General features: G+C 64.4%; 20 protein-coding genes and 1 pseudogene. 7 read left to right on the forward strand and 14 right to left on the reverse strand.

Annotation, left to right across the window (positions count from 1 at the left end):
* Positions 1-31: 31 nt before the first annotated feature.
* Positions 32-1,726: a relaxase/mobilization nuclease domain-containing protein gene (locus AABD04_RS20170; protein WP_206511061.1), complete on the reverse strand. Its 1,695-nt coding sequence runs from the start codon at positions 1,724-1,726 to the stop codon at positions 32-34.
* A 26-nt stretch (positions 1,727-1,752) separates the two neighbouring features.
* Complete coding sequence (locus tag AABD04_RS20175) at positions 1,753-2,133, reverse strand: plasmid mobilization protein (RefSeq protein WP_341442274.1); 381 nt, start codon at positions 2,131-2,133, stop codon at positions 1,753-1,755.
* A gap of 395 nt (positions 2,134-2,528) precedes the next feature.
* Here AABD04_RS20175 and AABD04_RS20180 point away from each other — a divergent pair, with 395 nt between their 5' ends.
* Both AABD04_RS20180 and AABD04_RS20185 read left to right on the forward strand, forming a co-directional pair.
* Positions 2,529-3,749 (forward strand): hypothetical protein, encoded by a 1,221-nt coding sequence (locus AABD04_RS20180; protein ID WP_206511060.1) that lies wholly within the window; start codon positions 2,529-2,531, stop codon positions 3,747-3,749.
* A gap of 761 nt (positions 3,750-4,510) precedes the next feature.
* Positions 4,511-4,753 (forward strand): annotated as a pseudogene (locus tag AABD04_RS20185) (GNAT family N-acetyltransferase); the annotation flags it as partial.
* 12 nt (positions 4,754-4,765) lie between these two features.
* Here AABD04_RS20185 and AABD04_RS20190 read toward each other — a convergent pair.
* Both AABD04_RS20190 and trxA read right to left on the reverse strand, forming a co-directional pair.
* On the reverse strand, positions 4,766-5,959 hold the full coding sequence (locus AABD04_RS20190; RefSeq protein WP_206511059.1) for an N-acetylmuramoyl-L-alanine amidase: 1,194 nt from the start codon (positions 5,957-5,959) through the stop codon (positions 4,766-4,768).
* 136 nt (positions 5,960-6,095) lie between these two features.
* Positions 6,096-6,428 (reverse strand): thioredoxin, encoded by a 333-nt coding sequence (trxA, locus tag AABD04_RS20195; RefSeq protein WP_037152116.1) that lies wholly within the window; start codon positions 6,426-6,428, stop codon positions 6,096-6,098.
* 482 nt (positions 6,429-6,910) lie between these two features.
* On the opposite strand from trxA, the gene AABD04_RS20200 reads away from it, so the two are divergent.
* The 4 genes from AABD04_RS20200 (at position 6,911) to AABD04_RS20215 (ending at position 9,097) form a co-directional block, all read left to right on the forward strand.
* Positions 6,911-7,321, forward strand: coding sequence for a hypothetical protein (locus AABD04_RS20200; protein ID WP_206511058.1), 411 nt, complete (start codon positions 6,911-6,913; stop codon positions 7,319-7,321).
* Positions 7,322-7,425: 104 nt separating this feature from the next.
* Positions 7,426-8,355 carry a methyltransferase gene (locus AABD04_RS20205; RefSeq protein ID WP_241260216.1) on the forward strand — a complete coding sequence of 310 codons (930 nt, stop codon included), beginning with the start codon at positions 7,426-7,428 and terminating at the stop codon, positions 8,353-8,355.
* Positions 8,352-8,771: a hypothetical protein gene (locus AABD04_RS20210; RefSeq protein WP_206511057.1), complete on the forward strand. Its 420-nt coding sequence runs from the start codon at positions 8,352-8,354 to the stop codon at positions 8,769-8,771. The genes AABD04_RS20205 and AABD04_RS20210 overlap by 4 nt, the downstream gene beginning before the upstream one ends.
* Positions 8,768-9,097 (forward strand): hypothetical protein, encoded by a 330-nt coding sequence (locus AABD04_RS20215; RefSeq protein ID WP_206511056.1) that lies wholly within the window; start codon positions 8,768-8,770, stop codon positions 9,095-9,097. Before AABD04_RS20210 ends, AABD04_RS20215 begins: the two co-directional genes overlap by 4 nt.
* Positions 9,098-9,133: 36 nt before the next feature.
* Here AABD04_RS20215 and AABD04_RS20220 read toward each other — a convergent pair whose 3' ends face one another.
* From AABD04_RS20220 to nrdH, 4 genes are all read right to left on the reverse strand, one after another.
* Positions 9,134-9,946, reverse strand: coding sequence for a hypothetical protein (locus AABD04_RS20220; RefSeq protein WP_206511055.1), 813 nt, complete (start codon positions 9,944-9,946; stop codon positions 9,134-9,136).
* 139 nt (positions 9,947-10,085) lie between these two features.
* On the reverse strand, positions 10,086-10,682 hold the full coding sequence (locus AABD04_RS20225) for a DnaB-like helicase N-terminal domain-containing protein (RefSeq protein WP_341442275.1): 597 nt from the start codon (positions 10,680-10,682) through the stop codon (positions 10,086-10,088).
* 79 nt (positions 10,683-10,761) lie between these two features.
* Complete coding sequence (locus tag AABD04_RS20230) at positions 10,762-10,905, reverse strand: hypothetical protein (protein ID WP_155289416.1); 144 nt, start codon at positions 10,903-10,905, stop codon at positions 10,762-10,764.
* A 36-nt stretch (positions 10,906-10,941) separates the two neighbouring features.
* Positions 10,942-11,175 (reverse strand): glutaredoxin-like protein NrdH, encoded by a 234-nt coding sequence (gene nrdH / locus AABD04_RS20235; protein ID WP_032364215.1) that lies wholly within the window; start codon positions 11,173-11,175, stop codon positions 10,942-10,944.
* A 501-nt stretch (positions 11,176-11,676) separates the two neighbouring features.
* On the opposite strand from nrdH, the gene AABD04_RS20240 reads away from it, so the two are divergent.
* Positions 11,677-11,847 (forward strand): hypothetical protein, encoded by a 171-nt coding sequence (locus AABD04_RS20240; protein ID WP_341442276.1) that lies wholly within the window; start codon positions 11,677-11,679, stop codon positions 11,845-11,847.
* A gap of 179 nt (positions 11,848-12,026) precedes the next feature.
* Here AABD04_RS20240 and AABD04_RS20245 read toward each other — a convergent pair whose 3' ends face one another.
* From AABD04_RS20245 to AABD04_RS20270, 6 genes are all read right to left on the reverse strand, one after another.
* Positions 12,027-13,046 (reverse strand): DUF4192 domain-containing protein, encoded by a 1,020-nt coding sequence (locus tag AABD04_RS20245; protein ID WP_341442277.1) that lies wholly within the window; start codon positions 13,044-13,046, stop codon positions 12,027-12,029.
* 52 nt (positions 13,047-13,098) lie between these two features.
* The gene (locus AABD04_RS20250) at positions 13,099-13,239 is read right to left on the reverse strand and encodes a hypothetical protein (protein ID WP_155289314.1); all 141 of its coding nucleotides are present in this window, start codon (positions 13,237-13,239) and stop codon (positions 13,099-13,101) included.
* Positions 13,240-13,812: 573 nt separating this feature from the next.
* Complete coding sequence (locus AABD04_RS20255; RefSeq protein WP_341442278.1) at positions 13,813-14,310, reverse strand: hypothetical protein; 498 nt, start codon at positions 14,308-14,310, stop codon at positions 13,813-13,815.
* Positions 14,311-14,557: 247 nt separating this feature from the next.
* Positions 14,558-15,031 carry a hypothetical protein gene (locus tag AABD04_RS20260; protein ID WP_341442279.1) on the reverse strand — a complete coding sequence of 158 codons (474 nt, stop codon included), beginning with the start codon at positions 15,029-15,031 and terminating at the stop codon, positions 14,558-14,560.
* 338 nt (positions 15,032-15,369) lie between these two features.
* On the reverse strand, positions 15,370-15,534 hold the full coding sequence (locus AABD04_RS20265) for a hypothetical protein (RefSeq protein WP_341442280.1): 165 nt from the start codon (positions 15,532-15,534) through the stop codon (positions 15,370-15,372).
* An 85-nt stretch (positions 15,535-15,619) separates the two neighbouring features.
* Positions 15,620-15,781, reverse strand: coding sequence for a hypothetical protein (locus AABD04_RS20270; protein ID WP_341442281.1), 162 nt, complete (start codon positions 15,779-15,781; stop codon positions 15,620-15,622).
* Between the last annotated feature and the right edge of the window lie 46 nt (positions 15,782-15,827).

Genomic DNA, 15,827 nt, shown 5'->3' on the forward strand with positions numbered 1-15,827 from the left:
TCTCGTACCGGCCGCTGTCCTGCGGGCGGTCTTACCGTCCGTCCCTTGAGTCTCGTTCCCTCTTAGGTTTCTTGGGCTGAACCCGGCGAGGTTGTTCGCTGGTACGCGGTTTGCTTGGCGTATTTGCCGACGGTGGTGGGGCCATCACTTGCGCCACGCGCTGGGCGGATTCTGCGTCCGTGAGCTCGTCAACGGTGTACGCCGCCCGTGTTGCATCTACTTCGGCCGCCGTGCCTTCGCGGTAGACATCCGCAGCCGAAGGGAGCTCGATGCCTTCGAGTCGGGTGTGTACCTCACTGAGTCTTTCCCGGGTGACGATCTCGAGGTCGTGTGCGTACTCGGCGTTACCGGCCGCGCGTGACGCGGCCGCGATGGCCTCGGTTGCTTTCATCAATTGCCGCAGCAGCAGGATGTATCCGGTGGTGGCGTCGAGACCTGGTTTGCACGCCATGACGATCAAAGCCGCTCCGCCGGCCGACACCACCCCGGCCGGCTTTGCGGCGCGTTGGTGTGCGGGCAATTGCGCCGCGCGTGCGAGCTGCTTGGATGCATGTGCGAGTGGTCCGGGACGATTCTCGACCTTCGCCGACCATGCTGCGAACACCCCAGAGGTCCGGCCTGCCGCACGTGCCCATTGCGCTCGATCGGTGACCGGAATGCTCGTGAGGTACTCGTTCCACCGTTCGAGGTCTTCCGCTGCTCGCGCGAGCAGTTTCGGATCGGCCACGACAGCTTCCGGTCCGCTCCGCTTGGCGGGCTTCCCTGCTTTGGCTGCAGTCCATTCGTCGACGGCGTTCGCCGATTCTTCGGTGGTGGTGTCCCATTCGCTGCGCAGGCGCGGCAGCGTCAGGTCTTTCGACAGCTTTCCTCCGCCATACCAAACAGCGGCGACCGGGCCCTCGCCTTGATTGGGTCGCAACGCCACCGAGTAGCCCTCGACAGTGTCGGTGGTTCCCTTGGTGAATCGTGGCCGCACCAGCACCCCACTGCCCCGTAGTCGACGCACGAATTCTGCTTCGGTCTTCGAGGCGGTAGCTGCGGCTCGCACTCGGCGCTCCAACACATCTCGACCGGTCTCCGGCAGGTGCGCTCGGTCAGCACGGCCCTGCTCGGCGGGCTTGGATCCGCGGCCGCCGAGTTGCTGTTCGCGGGACTGCAGAACATCGAGACCGTACCGGTGTTCGAGGGTGTTGCACGCGGCCTGCGCCCGCTTCCGGTCGTTGAACGTGTTGACCTTCGTACCGTCCTCGCGGACAGCGGATGCCGCGATGTGAATGTGGTCGCCGCCGGCCTTGGTCTTGCCGTGCCGGATCGCCACCCAGCGAGCCGGGGCCCGTGGTGAGTCCGCGTCGTCGAAGTCCATTTCCTTCATGAAGTCGGCCGCGATCGTCGCCCACTTCTCGTCCGACAGCTCACCCTCCTCTGGCTTGAGCGAGAGCGAGCAGTGCCACACGTTCTGATCCGATGTGGCGTCGGCCAACGCCACCGATCGCGGGACACCGTCGTCGATGGCAGCGTTCATCTTGCGTCGACTGGTCACCGACACCTCGGTACCGAACACCACACGCGCAGTGTCCAGTTCTCCCGCTAAGGCGATGGCGTCCTCGTGCGACATCTCGCCCGCCGGGGCCGCGAACACGATGCTTTCGTGTCCGGCGACGACGTGCGGGTTCTCGTGCTCGTTCGACTTACCCGGACCGGCGAGATACACCACCAGCCCGGTCATCTTCGCGCCCCGAGTGATGTTCGGTATCAACGTCCCACCAGATCGCGCGGCAACCGGTTCACCCGATCGAAGACCTGCCGCACCGCCGCGATCGCTGCCATGGTTTCCGGTGGCACCTCGCCCGTCGCGTTCGCCACTTTCGCGAGCTGGTTTAGGTTCCGTCCGAGAGCTGCGATGAGCTTCGTCGCCGCGAACAACTCCGTCAGATCCTCACGCGAGACCGTCGAGATTGGGGCCTTGAGAGCGGAGTCGATCAACAGCCGGGCCACCGTCACGCCCTGGACGCGGGCAGCGGCTTGGACCGCCAGCTCCTGTTCGGCGGTCAGCTTCACCACGTGCCGGTACTCACGGCCGCCGACGACGTTCGACTGACGGGTGCGCAGCCACCCCGCTTTGCGTTCTGCCATCACCCGCTCCTCCCATTTGCACCTCACTTCGGCCCAGCGCAGCGACCCCAGACCTGGGGACCACGCGATCAGCGTGTCAGATTTCCGTCAGGAAATCCACACTTAGGGCACCTAAGTTATAGCTTGCTCCGCCGGGGCACGTTGGTGGCTCGCGGAGCCTGCGTAGTGGGTCACCAGAAAAGACGCTCAGGACGAGCGCCGCGAGTTCGGAATCCGCGCGCCACAGGTGCGCGGCCGGCGGTTGTCCCCGGTTGTGGATTTCGGACCCGATTGTGGGTGCCCGAGATCGAGCGGAGCGGCCTGGGAACTCTCGGACATCCACATGAGGACCACGTCCGATCCACAGTTGGGGGCAACCGCCGCTACCGCTGTCAGCTGTCCCGCAAGATGTAGACATGACCCTGTTTTCGCCGGCACAGAAGTTGTCTACGTTTCTGGAAAATCGACTCAAGGCAGCGCTGCAAGAGGCGCACTCTGCGGACATGTCGACAGCGACGGTTGAAGCCCTCGCCGAAAACATCATCGAGCAGTACCGGGTGGAACCGTTGGAGGTGCACCGAGACAAATTGACGCAACTTGCCGCTTCCAACGACACCGTAGTGATGGGTCGGCGAGCCTTCCCTGTTCGCTACCGCCTGCCCTGCACCGGAACACCGGAACTCTGGAGCAAGGAACCCTCTAACAGCTATCTGAACCCGGATTTCCTGTTCACCACGAAGATGGGCGGCGACGACCATCTGATCATCACAATGCAGCTCCCTGCCCTCAATCTCGCCACCGACATCTACGACGACAAGGAACGACTTCTCGCCCTGCAGGCAGAACAGCAGAAGAGTGTCCAGGACACCCGAGACGCCCACATCGAACAGCTGCAAAAGATGGTGAATTGGAGCGGAAATCAAACCAACACATGGAACGATTCACTCTCGATTCAGATACGCCGCACTCTGAAGGAGCGCGCGATGGTCGCCGACGAGGCCAAGCGCTTTGCTGCCAGTTCCGATGTCCCGGTCTTCCGTGTGGACGAGGCGGAACAGGTGCCGCTACAACCCGGCATCGTCCGCCGCAAACTACGTCCCGAAGCATCGGCCACCGAAGCGACGCTAGCTACCGAGATCTACGAAGACATCGTGCAGACCATCGAACAGATGACGCGCGCGATGGAACGCACCCCTACAGCGGCTCGGCTCGGCGAAGAAGAGATCCGAGACCTGATCTTGTTCGTCCTCAACGCCAACTATCGTGGCGCAGCAGCTGGTGAAGTCTTCAATGGAAACGGCAAGACCGACATCCTCCTACGCTGGAACGACCAGAACGCATTCATAGGTGAATGCAAGTTCTGGGAAGGCCCGGCGCGCTTTCGTAGAGCGATCGATCAGCTACACGGGTATGTCACGTGGCGAGACACCAAAGCTGCGCTCATTCTGTTCGTCAAGGCCGGGAAACCAACAGACATCATCGACAAGGCCGCGGGCGAGCTGCGCAAACATCGGACATTCGTTGATGAAGCCCCGCACACCAACGGAACACGGCGCGACTTCGTCCTCAGCGCAGCCGACGACGACGCGAAACACATAGATGTTGCCTTGGTCGTCGTCATACTTCCGGCACGCTGAGTAGAAGCGGGCAAGTGAGATCTCGTTACCGACCTGAACGTCTGACTATTCGGAGCGTCTGATGCGGGTCGAACCTTCTGGTAAGCAATGCCTATGTCGATCACCACGGAACTGCAGCGCCGCACACTGCGGTTCGTAATCGCCGCAAATCGTGGCGGATGTCAACCGACGGCCAAAGAAGTTCGAGAGTGGATCGACCGGCCAGACCCTCGCCCCGGCAAGCCTGGAAAAATGATCAGGCCCGCTATACCGGCGAAGCCGGGAGTCCCGTCCCCCCTCATGCAGTCTCTCTCCGCATCCTTCGAGACTCCAATAATGAGTTTCCTGAAAGAGACCCAGAGAAACTACGTCGTTCTTGGCTTCGACTTCGGCCGCGATTTTCGAGCGGCCACAGGCATTGCCTCGATGTCCGGAGGAAGTGCACCCACACCGGCGATCCCAGCCAAGTACGCCCCTGACGGCCCACCAGAGCATGTCGCCAAACAGTTGCTGCGATTCGGTTGGATGCAAAAGGGCAGCAACAAGGGACTTACCGTCACACCTCTCGGTCGGGCGCTGTCAACTCCGATGAGAGTGAGGAGGCCGACGTCGACGAGTCTGGCGGCCTTCTGCTGGAAGGTCGCAACCCAATTGCGTGGGGAAAGCTGGTTGGCAGTATCGCCGAGCTCGAAGAGGTCTACATCGTCGATCCCTATTTGCATGCCGAGCACCTGGCGCAGCTCGTCGAGCACGCGGACGTGAATCGGGTTCTCACGCCTGTGGTTCCGAACGCAACCGCACATGTGACGTGCTCGGCATCGACGTGCATGATCGAAGCCGACTTCCTCGAGAAGGTCGGCTTCGAGGTGGTTGCACCCCACCACAGGTTTCCGAGGCTGCGACTCGAACTCGATCGAGACCACGGCTGGAAGCAGGACGTGGAATCCGCCCTGGAGCAATTGCTCATCGCGGCCAGCATCTCGGTGGTCGACATCGAGCAGAAGTCGACGGTCGGTGCCCGCTGACACGCGATGCGGTCAGGGACGATCGGCGGCGGCCAGTTCCTCGGCGAGCAGTTCGGCGAACGTGAAGGTTCCCGTCGGCTGATCGTCCTGACCCAGTAGGTATAGGCGCTTGACGGAGATCAGAATTGCTTCGGCGATGATGTCGCGGTATCGGGGGTCGGACAGTACCTCGACGTCGGACTCGTTGGTGAGGTAGCCGACGTCGATCTGAATGGTCGGCATGTTGGTCAGGCGCAACAGATCCCAGGTTCGACCGTGGCTGCGGCAGTCCAGAAGCGGTGTGCGAGCGACAATTTCGCGCTGCACATAGCTGGTGAGAACCTGACCGATCATGGACGTGGAACCGTGCGAGTTACCGAAGTGGAAACTGGCGACGCCATTGGCGACCGGACTGGTGCTCGACGCGCATCGCAGGGAGATCATCAGATCGGCGCCCCAGGCATTGGCGGTCTCTGCGCGGTCGGCCACGGAGGGATTGGTACCACGGGCGCGGGAGAGGAACGTATCCATTCCCGTCGCGGCCATGCGGCCCTCGAGGCGGCTGGCCAAGTCCCACAGAATCTCCGATTCGGAGACTCGACCCAGTGGGCCGTCGACGATGCGCCCGGTGTCGGCACCACCCAGATCGGGATCGATGACGATGCGCTTGCCGGTCAACTGCGGTCCGGACTTACGGACGAGCTCTTCTTCGCTCATGGCATGAGGTGATCCGCCGGTGACACGGGTGCCGAGGAGGTCGAGCGAACGCAACGTGGCCGGGCCGCAGATACCGTCCGGCGAAAGACCGATCTCACGCTGGAACGAAGACAGGCCTTCGTGGGTTCGAGGACCGAAGAAGCCATCGACGCGTTCGCTGTAAAACCCCAGGTCCTGCAGACGTGTCTGCAGAGTGGCGACGTCGTCTCCGTAGAGCGGGGCGGACAGCTGGTAGATCAAGGTGCGGGCACCGAGGTGGTACGACGCCTCCTTGAGAGCGCGATACGTGGCCGGCCCGACGACACCGTCCACCAACAGACCGCGATGCTGTTGAAAGGCGCGCACCGCACCGCCGAGAGCTGCATCGAAGACCGAGCCCGGAGCAGTCCAGTGTCCGTCGTCCATCGGACCGGGAGGAACTACGGCCTCATGGAGAAAACCCAGAGCCGAGAGAGTGCCGCGGACCTCGGCGACGGCGGGTCCGGAATCGCCGTGACTGAGTTCCTGCATCCTCGAAAGCCTCCAGATCGTTCTGACAACACCTACCACTGGACGTGGACGATGTGCCGACGCTCAGCGCCGGCACATCAGATGATTGTCGCAGAAAGACTGCCTTCCGCTGCAATCCACACGATTCGGAGGTGAATCAGATAACGCCTTCGAGGTCTTTGAGCAGCGCGGCCTTGCCCTTGGCACCGACGATCTGCTTGACCGGCTTGCCACCCTGGAACAGGATGAGCGTCGGAATCGACATGACCTTGAAGTCGCGGGCGGCCTGAGGGTTGGCGTCGATGTCGAGCTTGGCGATCGTGAGCTTGTCCTTGTGCTCGGCGGCGATCTCTTCCAGAACCGGAGCGACCATCTTGCACGGGCCGCACCAGGTGGCCCAGAAATCGACGAGGACGGGCTTCTCGCTCGTCAGCACGTCGTCGGCGAACGACGCGTCGGTGATGGTGACTGTGCTCTTGTCGTCGGACATTTCTACCGGCCCCAACATGAGCAAGGGCGCATTGGCTGAGCTGAAGGTCCTACTTGCCACACCCGGAAATGAAGGTCTTTTCAATCCGCCAAGCACCTCGAGGGATGTTGCACGACCGATGCATCGTCGACCCGCTGTCTGTGCGAATGCTCGGGGGGAGCATGAATGGGGTCGGAGGAGCCGCAACGACGGTCGTCCTCCCACTACCTGACGAACACGGTGCGTATTTCAGGCAGCGCGCCGAAGAATGGTGGGCAGGCTCGGAGGACCTACGCGCGTCACTGGCAACCTAGGTGCGCCAGAACTGACCCCTCACATTCACCACCTTTGTCAAAGGTGCATTGGGGTGCATCTGTCGGAGCGATTCGATAGCGTAGCCCTCGGATATCGGACGGCGTGTGGGCCGCCCGAGACCGCGTTGTCAATCAGCGCCGCGCAGTCTATGGGCGCGCGCTGCACGCCGTCTCCGGAAGGTTCCACACATGTCGCTCGCCCCTCTCAACCCCGACACCGTTCGCGCCGCCGCACAGGCCGCCCTCGAAACCCGTCTCGGTCTGATCGATGCCATCGTCGCCGCGCAGAACGAACGCGCTACCGCCGCGACGAAAGTCGCCGAAGCGCAAGCCGCCGAACGCGCGGCGGCCGCCGCCGAGCTGGCCGCGATCAAAGCCGCACTCGACGGCGGCTGGTCCGCACCCGAGCTCCGCAAGGCCGGACTGAAAGTCCCCACCTCCGCCGTCTCCGGCAAGAAGACCGCCACCAAGACAACGCCCCGGCCCCCTCGCCTTCAACCATCGTCGACGGCGGCGAAAACCGAGCCCGACGCAGCCGAGTCGACCGGCACTGAGGCTGAGCAGAAGTCGCCGGGTGAGAGCTACGCGAACGCGAGCTGACCGATGACATACCCGCTCGGCTCGACCTGGGTACCGGTGTTCGTCATGTCGTCGCTGCAGGAGCAGCCGGGCTACGCCTGGCTATAGCTGATGGCTGCGAACCGATGAACCGAACCACCACCGACTTGTCTGCGGCCGCTGCGGTGTGCGTCCTCGCTGCACCCGCGCTCGTCGCGTCACGTAACCGATTCCTTGCCCGGACCTACCGAAGGCAGACCTTCATGGACACCACAGATCCCCGCTCGCTCCCGCCGGCCACAGATCCGCACTTGGCCGCGCCCTCGACTCGTACGTTGATCGAGGTCGAGATCTCCACCCTCGACCAACACGGCGACCCTGGGTTCGTACACACCCGCGGGCACTTCCACTCCCCTTCCACCGCGGCCCGGTTCGCGGTGAGCCAAGCGGAAACCGTCGCGGACCTCCGACAGGTCGATACCGTCGCCGCGACGTTCATCCACACCGTCGACGACTCGCTCTGCCTCATCGGGACACCCGGCGAGATAGCGTGCGCTCTCGCCTCGATCCCGGTCTACGCGCCGGGTGTCCGCTCGGCGGAACTACCGCCACCGGGCTATGTCACCACCTCGATCGGGGTCTGGACCGCCACACCGATCGAGCCGCTTCCCGGCGTCGACCCGGCCGACCTGATCGACGTCACGGTGCGCTCGACTCGGCCCGATCCGTTGCCGGACTCGACCACGGTGGCCGGCGACTTCCCTGCCCACGCGGCGCACATCTTCGCCGCCGCTCTCGCCCGCGAGATCACGATGCGCAGCGGCGGCCACAGCGAGGCGACCGTGAAGACGGTGCCAGGGCAACGGCGGCTCGTCGTCGAACACCCGGTGGAGGTCGACGACGCCGACGCCGCGGCTGTCGCCCGCTACACCCGGATCACGCAACTGCGGGCGAACATCGCTGCCCTCGATCCGGTGGCCGACGCCGAATGCGCGGTCGGCCTCACTGCCGAGCTCCACATACTGGAAAGCCATACCCGCCGGTCGTTCGACGACGAATCGGACGCAGTGGCGTGATCGACGTCGGGTGGTATCTCAGCCTCGTCGGGCACCGCACGGCCACCGAGATCCCCGGGGTTATCGAGCGCCTCCAGGCGTGCGGGATCACTGCGGAGATCCTCGACAAGGTTCTCTGCGCGCCGGAATCGCTGCTGTACGCACCCGAACGCGACGGCGAGGACTGGGCGCAGGACTACGGCGGGCCGATCGGTGCCGCACTGCTCACCTCCGAGCTGCTCGCCTACCTTTCCCATCAGCACCGCCTCGCCGCGCTGATCCATCGGGATCTGGTCACCGAGATGGTGGCCACCGACTCCGTGGCCACCATCGCCGGCCATCTCGGGACCACCGAAGCCGCGGTGTCCCGAATGTTTCTCGTCCCTCCCACGTCTCCGGCCACCGGCGACGCACCGACCGAAGGACCCACACCATGAGCACACCCGACTCCCCCGCCCTGTCCGACCTCGACGCCGTGGAGCTCGACATCCTCGCCGAACTGCGCTCACCGGAAGCGGTAGCCACGTTCGAAATGCTGCACAGCACCGTCCGCCCAGAGGCCGGGCCGCGGTTCGTCGAGCTGCTGGCGATCATCAACGAGCTCTCGGGCCCGAACTTCGCCGTCGACGCATCACTCGATCTGCTCGACGCGGTGCAAGATTCGGGTGACCTCGAGGTGGTCGTCGCGGCCGCCCCCACCGTCGACGATCCGATCACCGCGCTCGCTCTCGCACAGGTCTTGCGGAGGATCCGCGAGGACTGACAGCCACACCACTCCGATCGCGAGAAACAGCGGGTTCTAGTGCTGGGGCCAGCCGCGAACGAGCTTGTCGGTGCTCGCGTGCACGGCGTTGAACGCGGCGACGAGGTACGTCAGCCACGACGCTGCGGTCTCCGGATTCGGAACCAGCGTCGACGGGACGGCGTTCTGTTCGTCGTCGGAGAGTTCGTTGAAGTCGCTCGGGTAGTCGGTGGTGTCGCCGTCGACGATGTTCGGTGCGCCGTCGATCTCGTAGGTGATCACGAAGTGGAGCTCGTGCCGGTTCGGGGCGGTGAACTCGGCCGACAGGGCAAGCTCGCCCCACAGTCGCCGGTCGTAGGTGACGGCACCGGAGTTGATCGCGGCCTGCAGCAACCAGTGCGGCGTCCACAGTGCTTGCGGGGTACCGGGTTCGGGCCACTCGAAGTCGTCGTCGAGGACGTCGGCTTTGGCGATGTCGAGGGTGAGCAGCGGCGCGGCCGGCGCAGGGGTTCCGTCGGCTCCGTGTGCGGTGGGTGCGGTCATGGCCGGTGCCTCCAGGCTGTCGGTGTGGGTGTGGGTGACGATGAGGACGCCGAGGTCGGTTCCGATGTTCGCACTGTCCCCGAGAGCGTCGAGCAGTCGTTCGGCCAGAGTTGCGGCGTCAGCGGCGCGGTAGGTGCCCAGGGTGCTCCACGTCGCGGCGTCGTACGAGGTTTCCGATGCCGAGCACACCTGCACGGTCAGCGCACCGCTGCCGGTCGGGACGTGCTCGAGGCCGCCGGAGGCGTCGACGACTGCAGCGATCTGGTCTCGAACGTGCGCGGGCAGGCCTGCGCCGAGAGTGGCGGCGGGCGTGGTGGGCTCGTTCATGCCGTCTGACGCTACGTGTGGCGTCTGTTCGGCGTTTTCACCTGTCGTTGTCACTGTCCTCGTCTTTCGGTTGTGGCCCGCAGAGCACCGTAGTGCCATCCGCCCGTCGTCCGCGTACACGGACCACCCCGCCCGATGGTCAGGATGTGGAGGGTTGCCGAAAAGCGTTGAGTCGGTTGAACGCTGCGCGTTGCGTGGTGCCGAGTTCGACCATGTAGTCGAACAGGTCGGCTTCGGGTGCTTCTTCGGCGGCCTGGGTCAGTCGTTGGCCGGCGATGTGGAAGCTGCGTCGGTAGGACTGGGATAGGACGTTGTCGGCGTAGTGCACGGCGGCGACGGAGTGTGCGCCGGCGGTGACGATGCCCATGAGGCGTTTGCGTAGCGGGGCGTCTTTGGCTCCGTCTGCTCCGGATCGGATGAGTGCGCCGGTGACGGAGGCGAAGTCGTGGGGTTGGCCGGCGGCGATGAGGTCGACGATGTGGCCGTACATGCGTGCGTGTGCTGGATCTTCGAAGTCTGCTGCGGTGAGTGTGCTGGTGATCCGTTCGATGTCGGCTCCGTCGGTGCTCTGGTTGCGCACGTCCATCAGGGCGCACAGGAGCATTGCTTCGGGGTCGGTGGCCGGGTCGTAGTTGGGTTCGACGGACGTGTCGAGGTCCGCGACGGGTGCGAGGTCCGCGCGTGCCTGCGCTGCGGCGTCGTCGCCGGGTGTGGGGACTGCGCGTAGTGCGTTCATCGTGGGCCTCGTGTTCGTGTCGGGTCGGACGTCGTACCGGTGGAACGTTGCTACCGGCTGTGGTGCATTGCGTCAGTGGTCAGGATGCAGCTTTGTCGATGTCACTGCACTCGGTCTCGGCCAGGTTGGACTGACGTGATGTGGGGTGTTCTGCGGTGAGTTCGGCGTCGATCTGGCGGTCGATGTAGTCGGAGTCGGGGGTGTAGGCGGGCACGAGTCGCATGGCGGGGCCTCTTCTGTGTTTGTGGGTTTGCGGGTTTCAGGCGGCGGCGAGCTTGTCCAGGGCGTCGATCCGGAACCCTGACCAGTGGGTGTCCTCGTCGACGACGACCACGGGTGCCTGGAGGTAGCCGAGTTCGCAGGTGACGAAGTGGCGGGCGGTGTCGTCTTCTGTGATGTCGACTGTCCGGTAGTCGAGGCCGTGCTTGTCGAGTCGTTGTTTCGTTGCGTCGCATTGGCTGCAATTCGGTTTCGTGTACACGGTGATCGGCATAGTTTTCTCCTTACGGGAATTACTGCTGTTGGCTTCTATTCTACGTCAATAACGGCATTGAATCCAGACCATGAGTACTCCAAATATATTTCAATTATGTTGCTGCACTTCGCCTTATCGTTTTCTGAGCAATCCCTGATGCATCCATTTTCGGCATTCCGGAACAGTTACGAATTCCTCTGATTGGGCCTGCCTTACTGCGTTCTTTTCGCTTCCGGGTGGCGCGAAAAAGAGACGGCGGTGCACGGTGTCGACGGTCAATGCCTGGCCGGTGCGAGTGTTCGCCGGGGAGCGCAGCGAGTGCGGGTCGGGTGAACAGTCGTGCTGGGCCCTGTGGGCCGGAGCGTGAGCGGAGTCAGGGGTTGATCCGGAAGAGCGGCGGGTGACGCATTCTCGTTGCGCAGCCAGACGGATCGAAAAGAATCTCTTCCCTTTGTGTGTGGTGGCGCGGAGCTCGTGCCTGGTGGCTGGTGTTCGTGCTGGTCGGTAGGGTTCTGGGGTATGGAGCGCTCGCGGGTCGAACATGCCTTGTGCAAAGCTGTGGTGAACGCGTCGCTGCCGCCGTCGGATCTGGCGCTCAATGCGATCGTGGCCGGCGTTCCGGTTGAGGACACCCGTCCCACCGCCGCCGACGTCGATATGGCGTGGCCGGCCGATCCGACGTCCCTCTGAGCGCTCTCTCGCTCTTCACTTCTCCCTGCTTTGCTGCCGGCCGCCCGGCCCACGTTGGTGTCGACGCTGGTGGGCGTGTGTCGGTGTGAGGGCTCGATGCCCGATGCACCGGCCCCGCGCCCGCGCCCTGACTGCCGAGCGTGGCCACCTCGAGCCGGTGGCCACGCTCGGCTGCGGTGTCAGGTGTAGCTCTGGACTGCGCCGATGTGGTCGGCAACGTAGTCGGGGGTGATGACCCTGCCGATTCCTTGGACCTGCGTCGGTTCCATTCCGGCTGCGAGTGCGGCGGACAGTAGACCGGCCAGTCTCGGGAGGGTGAGGTCGGCGCGGTGGGCGGTGCGTTCGGCGGCCTCGAGGGCCGCGCGCGCTGCTGCGCCGTCGCCGGTGCAGTACAGGAAGTAGGCAGCGATGCTGAGGGCGTTGGCTCGGGCGGTGCCGCGTAGCGCGGCCGCGATGCGGGTGAACGCGTCGGCTGCGTCGGCGTCGCCGTGGATGGACAGGGCCATGAAGGCGTCTCGGACTTCGGCGTGGCCGGTGGCCAGCGCGAGGCCGACGCGGGCGGTGAGGTCGGCGTTGGGGATTTCGCGGGCGTGGATGACGGCGGCGAGCTCGTCGAAGGTGACGGGCAGGAAGTCGGCGCCCATTGTGGCGGCGGCGGTGAGTGCGAGGGCTTCGGGGATCTCGGCGGTGGGGGCGTATCGGGCCTCGATGTCGGCGCGTGATGCGGCGATGACGGCTCCGTCTGCGGTGCGGGCGGTCGCGAGTTCGGTGGTGGCGGGGTCGGGGATGGTGCCGTCGGTGAAGCGGTCGAGGTCGGTGAAGGTGGTTCCTTTGGTGAGGCTGTAGGTGTGTAGGGCGCGGATGGTGCGGATTCCGGCGGCGGCGAGCGCGTCGCGGATGGCGTCGAGTCCGAGCAGGGCTGCGCCTGCGTGGGTGGTGTCTGCGATGGCGGCGAGGATGACGGCGGTGACCGGTCGCCCGTCGACGGTGTGCCGGGACAGTGGGGTCGCGACGTTGTGCGCTCCGGCTTCGGCCTGGTCGGCGTCGATGCGGGCGGTGGTTGCGACCAGGTGTGAGCCGTTGCCGTCGTCGGCCAGGGCGATGGTGACGACGGAGTTGTCGGGGGTGTGGCCGAGCAGGGCGGGGATGGCGGCGAGGGTGTCGGCGGCGGTGGTGAGGGACATGCGGTGTTGGGTCATGGTGATGCCTTTCGGGAGTGTGTGTACGGGTTGGGTTGGGGTGGAGCGGTTTTCAGTGTCGGAGTTCGCGGCGGGCGGTGCGGCGGTCGCGGCGTGCGCTGGCGCGTTTGACGGTGCGGCGGACTTTGCGGCTGCCGTTGCGGTGGACGATGATGTCGATTTCGTCGGCGGTGGTGGGGTGCTGTGCTCGCATGGTGACCTGTCCCTCTCGACTGGTGGCCGGACCTTCGCCCTGCCGAATTTCTTTCGCCGTGGTGGCTGGGGAGAGAAACCAGCGCACGGGAACGACGGGGCAACCCCGCGGCCGGACAGTTTTCGTGGGAGCGCAGCGACTGCTCGACGAAAAGTGTTCGGAGCCTTCGGCCGTAGCGCAGCGGAGCGAGGGGTTGAGGCGGCGGGCACGGGTGATGGATGCTCGCCAGAAGCCACCTACGCCCGAAAGAAATTTGATTCTTTTCGCTCTTTTGAGTGCGGAGCGCAGCGGAGTTCGGTTCGGTGCAGCCCGTAGGGGTGCGTGTGGCCCGCTAGGGCCTGCCTGTGAACGTGGCCGGCTTCGGATGGTGGGACGCAGAACGCCGCCGGAGCTGGTGCTCTACGGCGGCGCGGTGTGGGGTACGGCTGTGAAGGTGATTGTGCGGGAGCGACGGAGCGTGACCGGGCTCGGTGTCGCGGCAGCTTTCGCTTTTCTGTCTGTGGTTGTTCGTCTCGTGGGGCGTGTGGTGGTGCCCCGCCACCTGATTGTGGCGGGGCATTGCGGGTTGGTGGGTTAGAAGCCGAACGATCCGGTGGGGAGGCAGACCGATCCGGTGCAGCCGGGTTCCGGTATGTCCGGAGTGTCAGGTGTGGGGACGATCAGTGTGGACGGCTGGCGGTATCCCTCGGCATCACCCAATCCGACAGCATTTTCCGTCCCGTCGTAACTCGAAAAGCCCTCCGGGGGGAAGAGAGTGCATGCCCATTCGACTGTGTATTCGCCGTCGGGCACGTCGGTATCGACAACTGTCTTCGTAATTTCCCGCGGGCTGTTTGTGCTCGCATTGAGAACGTACGTACCGTCATACGGGTCGTACATGGCGCATCTGGTTGGGTAATTGCTGTTGGTAGCAGTGAAGGTGCCGGTGACGGTGTTGCTGCCGTCTGGGTTGGGTGTGGTGGTGAAGACGGCAGTGATGTCGCCTGCATCGGCTGTGGCTGGTGCGGCGGCGAGGAATGTGAGGGGTATTGCTGCTGCTGCGGCGAGTGCTGTGGTCAGGGTGGTGCGCATGTGGTGGGCTGCTTCCATTTTATTCGGTTCCCGACCGATTAGTCTGATGCTGCCATATGCGCTGGTTGTGGACTGGTTTTCGTCGTGTATTGCTGCGCGGGCCGGGAGTGAGTGTCGGTGTCCTGTCTCTGCGGTCGTTCGTCTCGTGAGGCATGTGCAGGTGCCCCGCCAACTCGGCGAAGGTGAAGGCCGGTGCCGCTGCGGGCGTCGCGACCCTCATTGCGACGGGGCACCACGGGTTGGTGGGTTAGAAGCCGAACGATCCGGTGGGGAGGCAGACCGATCCGGTGCAGCCGGGTTCGGGTTCTTCGGGTGTTACGGCGGGGACTACAAGTATCGACGGTGCGCTGTAATTGGCGAGACCGAGTGCCCTCATGGTCCCGTCGCCTTCGCCGGGCGCCAAATAGCAAAGCCACTCGATCGTGTAGGTGCCATCTGCTACGTCGGTGTCGGTGACGACAAGGGGGGACGAAGGTTCCGCGTCCATCCCGGCGAACAAACCAGCGTCGTTATTCGAGTAGTCGGTCATCGCGCAATAACGCGGGAGGCTGCTACCAGTGGCGGTGAACGTGCCGGTGACGGTGTTGCTGCCGCCGGGGTTGGGTGTGGTGGTGAAGACGGCGCTGATGTCGCCGGGTGCGGCTGTGGCTGGCGCGGCGGTGAGGAATGCGAGGGGTATTGCTGCTGCTGCGGCGAGTGCTGTGGTCAGGGTGGTGCGCATGTGGTGGGCTGCTTCCGTTTTGTTCGGTTCCCGACCGATTAGTCTGATGCTGCCATGTGCGCTGGTTGTGGGGTGGTTTTCGTCGTGTATTGCTGCGCGGGCCGACGTGGGTGTCGGTGTCGTGTGGCATGTTCTGTGGCCATCGATCGCACGCCGCCGGCCGTGACGAGTCGGTCGCATTTCGATGACTGCCCTCGGTGCAGTAGTCCGATTCGGTTGCCGCTGGACAACTTTCGTTCTCAGTGTAGGTATCCGTTGCGGGTCGATTCGGAGGAGCGGGCGGCACGGTTTTATGCTGCGAACCTTCGGCGGCTCCGTCGGCGTCGTGGGTAGAGGGGTCAGGTGGTGGCGGGGACGAGTGTGTCGGGTTTGACGAGGTAGGGGTAGACGCCGGGGCCTGGTGTGTCGTTTTCGACGAGGACGAGTCCTGTGTCTTGGATTTCGCGGATGACGACGATGCCGGGTGCTCCGGGTGCGAGGTGGTAGCGGTCGCCGATGTTCACGGTCTCTCCTGTGCTGCTGTGGTGGTGTGTGTTGATTGTCGGTGCTCGAGGCCGAGTCGGATGGCCACCGTGTTGGTGGTGTCGGTCATGTGATGGGTGTGATGGCGTTGGCAGGGACCCATTGCCGGTCGAGGTCGAGCCGCCCCATCTTGTTGCCGGTGGGGATCGAAAACGTGACGCTTGCAAGCCAATCGCCGACACTCGTCCGGGCCCAGGCGAACAAGGTTCCCTCGACGATGGTGTCCATTGCGAGGCCTTCGGCCGGACTTTCAACGCCGTGGTGTCGCGGAATC

It is taken from the genome of Rhodococcoides navarretei, assembly GCF_038069675.1.
Classification (GTDB): Bacteria; Actinomycetota; Actinomycetes; order Mycobacteriales; family Mycobacteriaceae; genus Rhodococcoides; species Rhodococcoides navarretei.

What these genes read in the sequence shown, in the direction of transcription:
- AABD04_RS20260 (WP_341442279.1), bottom strand. Translation starts at nt 15,031, where the DNA reads ATGCGCACCACCCTGACCACAGCACTCGCCGCAGCAGCAGCAATACCC.
- AABD04_RS20250 (WP_155289314.1), bottom strand. Translation starts at nt 13,239, where the DNA reads ATGCGAGCACAGCACCCCACCACCGCCGACGAAATCGACATCATCGTC.
- AABD04_RS20170 (WP_206511061.1), bottom strand. Translation starts at nt 1,726, where the DNA reads ATGACCGGGCTGGTGGTGTATCTCGCCGGTCCGGGTAAGTCGAACGAG.
- trxA (WP_037152116.1), bottom strand. Translation starts at nt 6,428, where the DNA reads ATGTCCGACGACAAGAGCACAGTCACCATCACCGACGCGTCGTTCGCC.
- AABD04_RS20240 (WP_341442276.1), top strand. Translation starts at nt 11,677, where the DNA reads ATGGAGCGCTCGCGGGTCGAACATGCCTTGTGCAAAGCTGTGGTGAAC.
- AABD04_RS20200 (WP_206511058.1), top strand. Translation starts at nt 6,911, where the DNA reads ATGTCGCTCGCCCCTCTCAACCCCGACACCGTTCGCGCCGCCGCACAG.
- AABD04_RS20180 (WP_206511060.1), top strand. Translation starts at nt 2,529, where the DNA reads ATGACCCTGTTTTCGCCGGCACAGAAGTTGTCTACGTTTCTGGAAAAT.
- AABD04_RS20230 (WP_155289416.1), bottom strand. Translation starts at nt 10,905, where the DNA reads ATGCGACTCGTGCCCGCCTACACCCCCGACTCCGACTACATCGACCGC.
- AABD04_RS20190 (WP_206511059.1), bottom strand. Translation starts at nt 5,959, where the DNA reads ATGCAGGAACTCAGTCACGGCGATTCCGGACCCGCCGTCGCCGAGGTC.
- nrdH (WP_032364215.1), bottom strand. Translation starts at nt 11,175, where the DNA reads ATGCCGATCACCGTGTACACGAAACCGAATTGCAGCCAATGCGACGCA.
- AABD04_RS20175 (WP_341442274.1), bottom strand. Translation starts at nt 2,133, where the DNA reads ATGGCAGAACGCAAAGCGGGGTGGCTGCGCACCCGTCAGTCGAACGTC.
- AABD04_RS20220 (WP_206511055.1), bottom strand. Translation starts at nt 9,946, where the DNA reads ATGAACGAGCCCACCACGCCCGCCGCCACTCTCGGCGCAGGCCTGCCC.
- AABD04_RS20245 (WP_341442277.1), bottom strand. Translation starts at nt 13,046, where the DNA reads ATGACCCAACACCGCATGTCCCTCACCACCGCCGCCGACACCCTCGCC.
- AABD04_RS20225 (WP_341442275.1), bottom strand. Translation starts at nt 10,682, where the DNA reads ATGAACGCACTACGCGCAGTCCCCACACCCGGCGACGACGCCGCAGCG.
- AABD04_RS20205 (WP_241260216.1), top strand. Translation starts at nt 7,426, where the DNA reads ATGAACCGAACCACCACCGACTTGTCTGCGGCCGCTGCGGTGTGCGTC.
- AABD04_RS20215 (WP_206511056.1), top strand. Translation starts at nt 8,768, where the DNA reads ATGAGCACACCCGACTCCCCCGCCCTGTCCGACCTCGACGCCGTGGAG.
- AABD04_RS20255 (WP_341442278.1), bottom strand. Translation starts at nt 14,310, where the DNA reads ATGCGCACCACCCTGACCACAGCACTCGCCGCAGCAGCAGCAATACCC.
- AABD04_RS20270 (WP_341442281.1), bottom strand. Translation starts at nt 15,781, where the DNA reads ATGGACACCATCGTCGAGGGAACCTTGTTCGCCTGGGCCCGGACGAGT.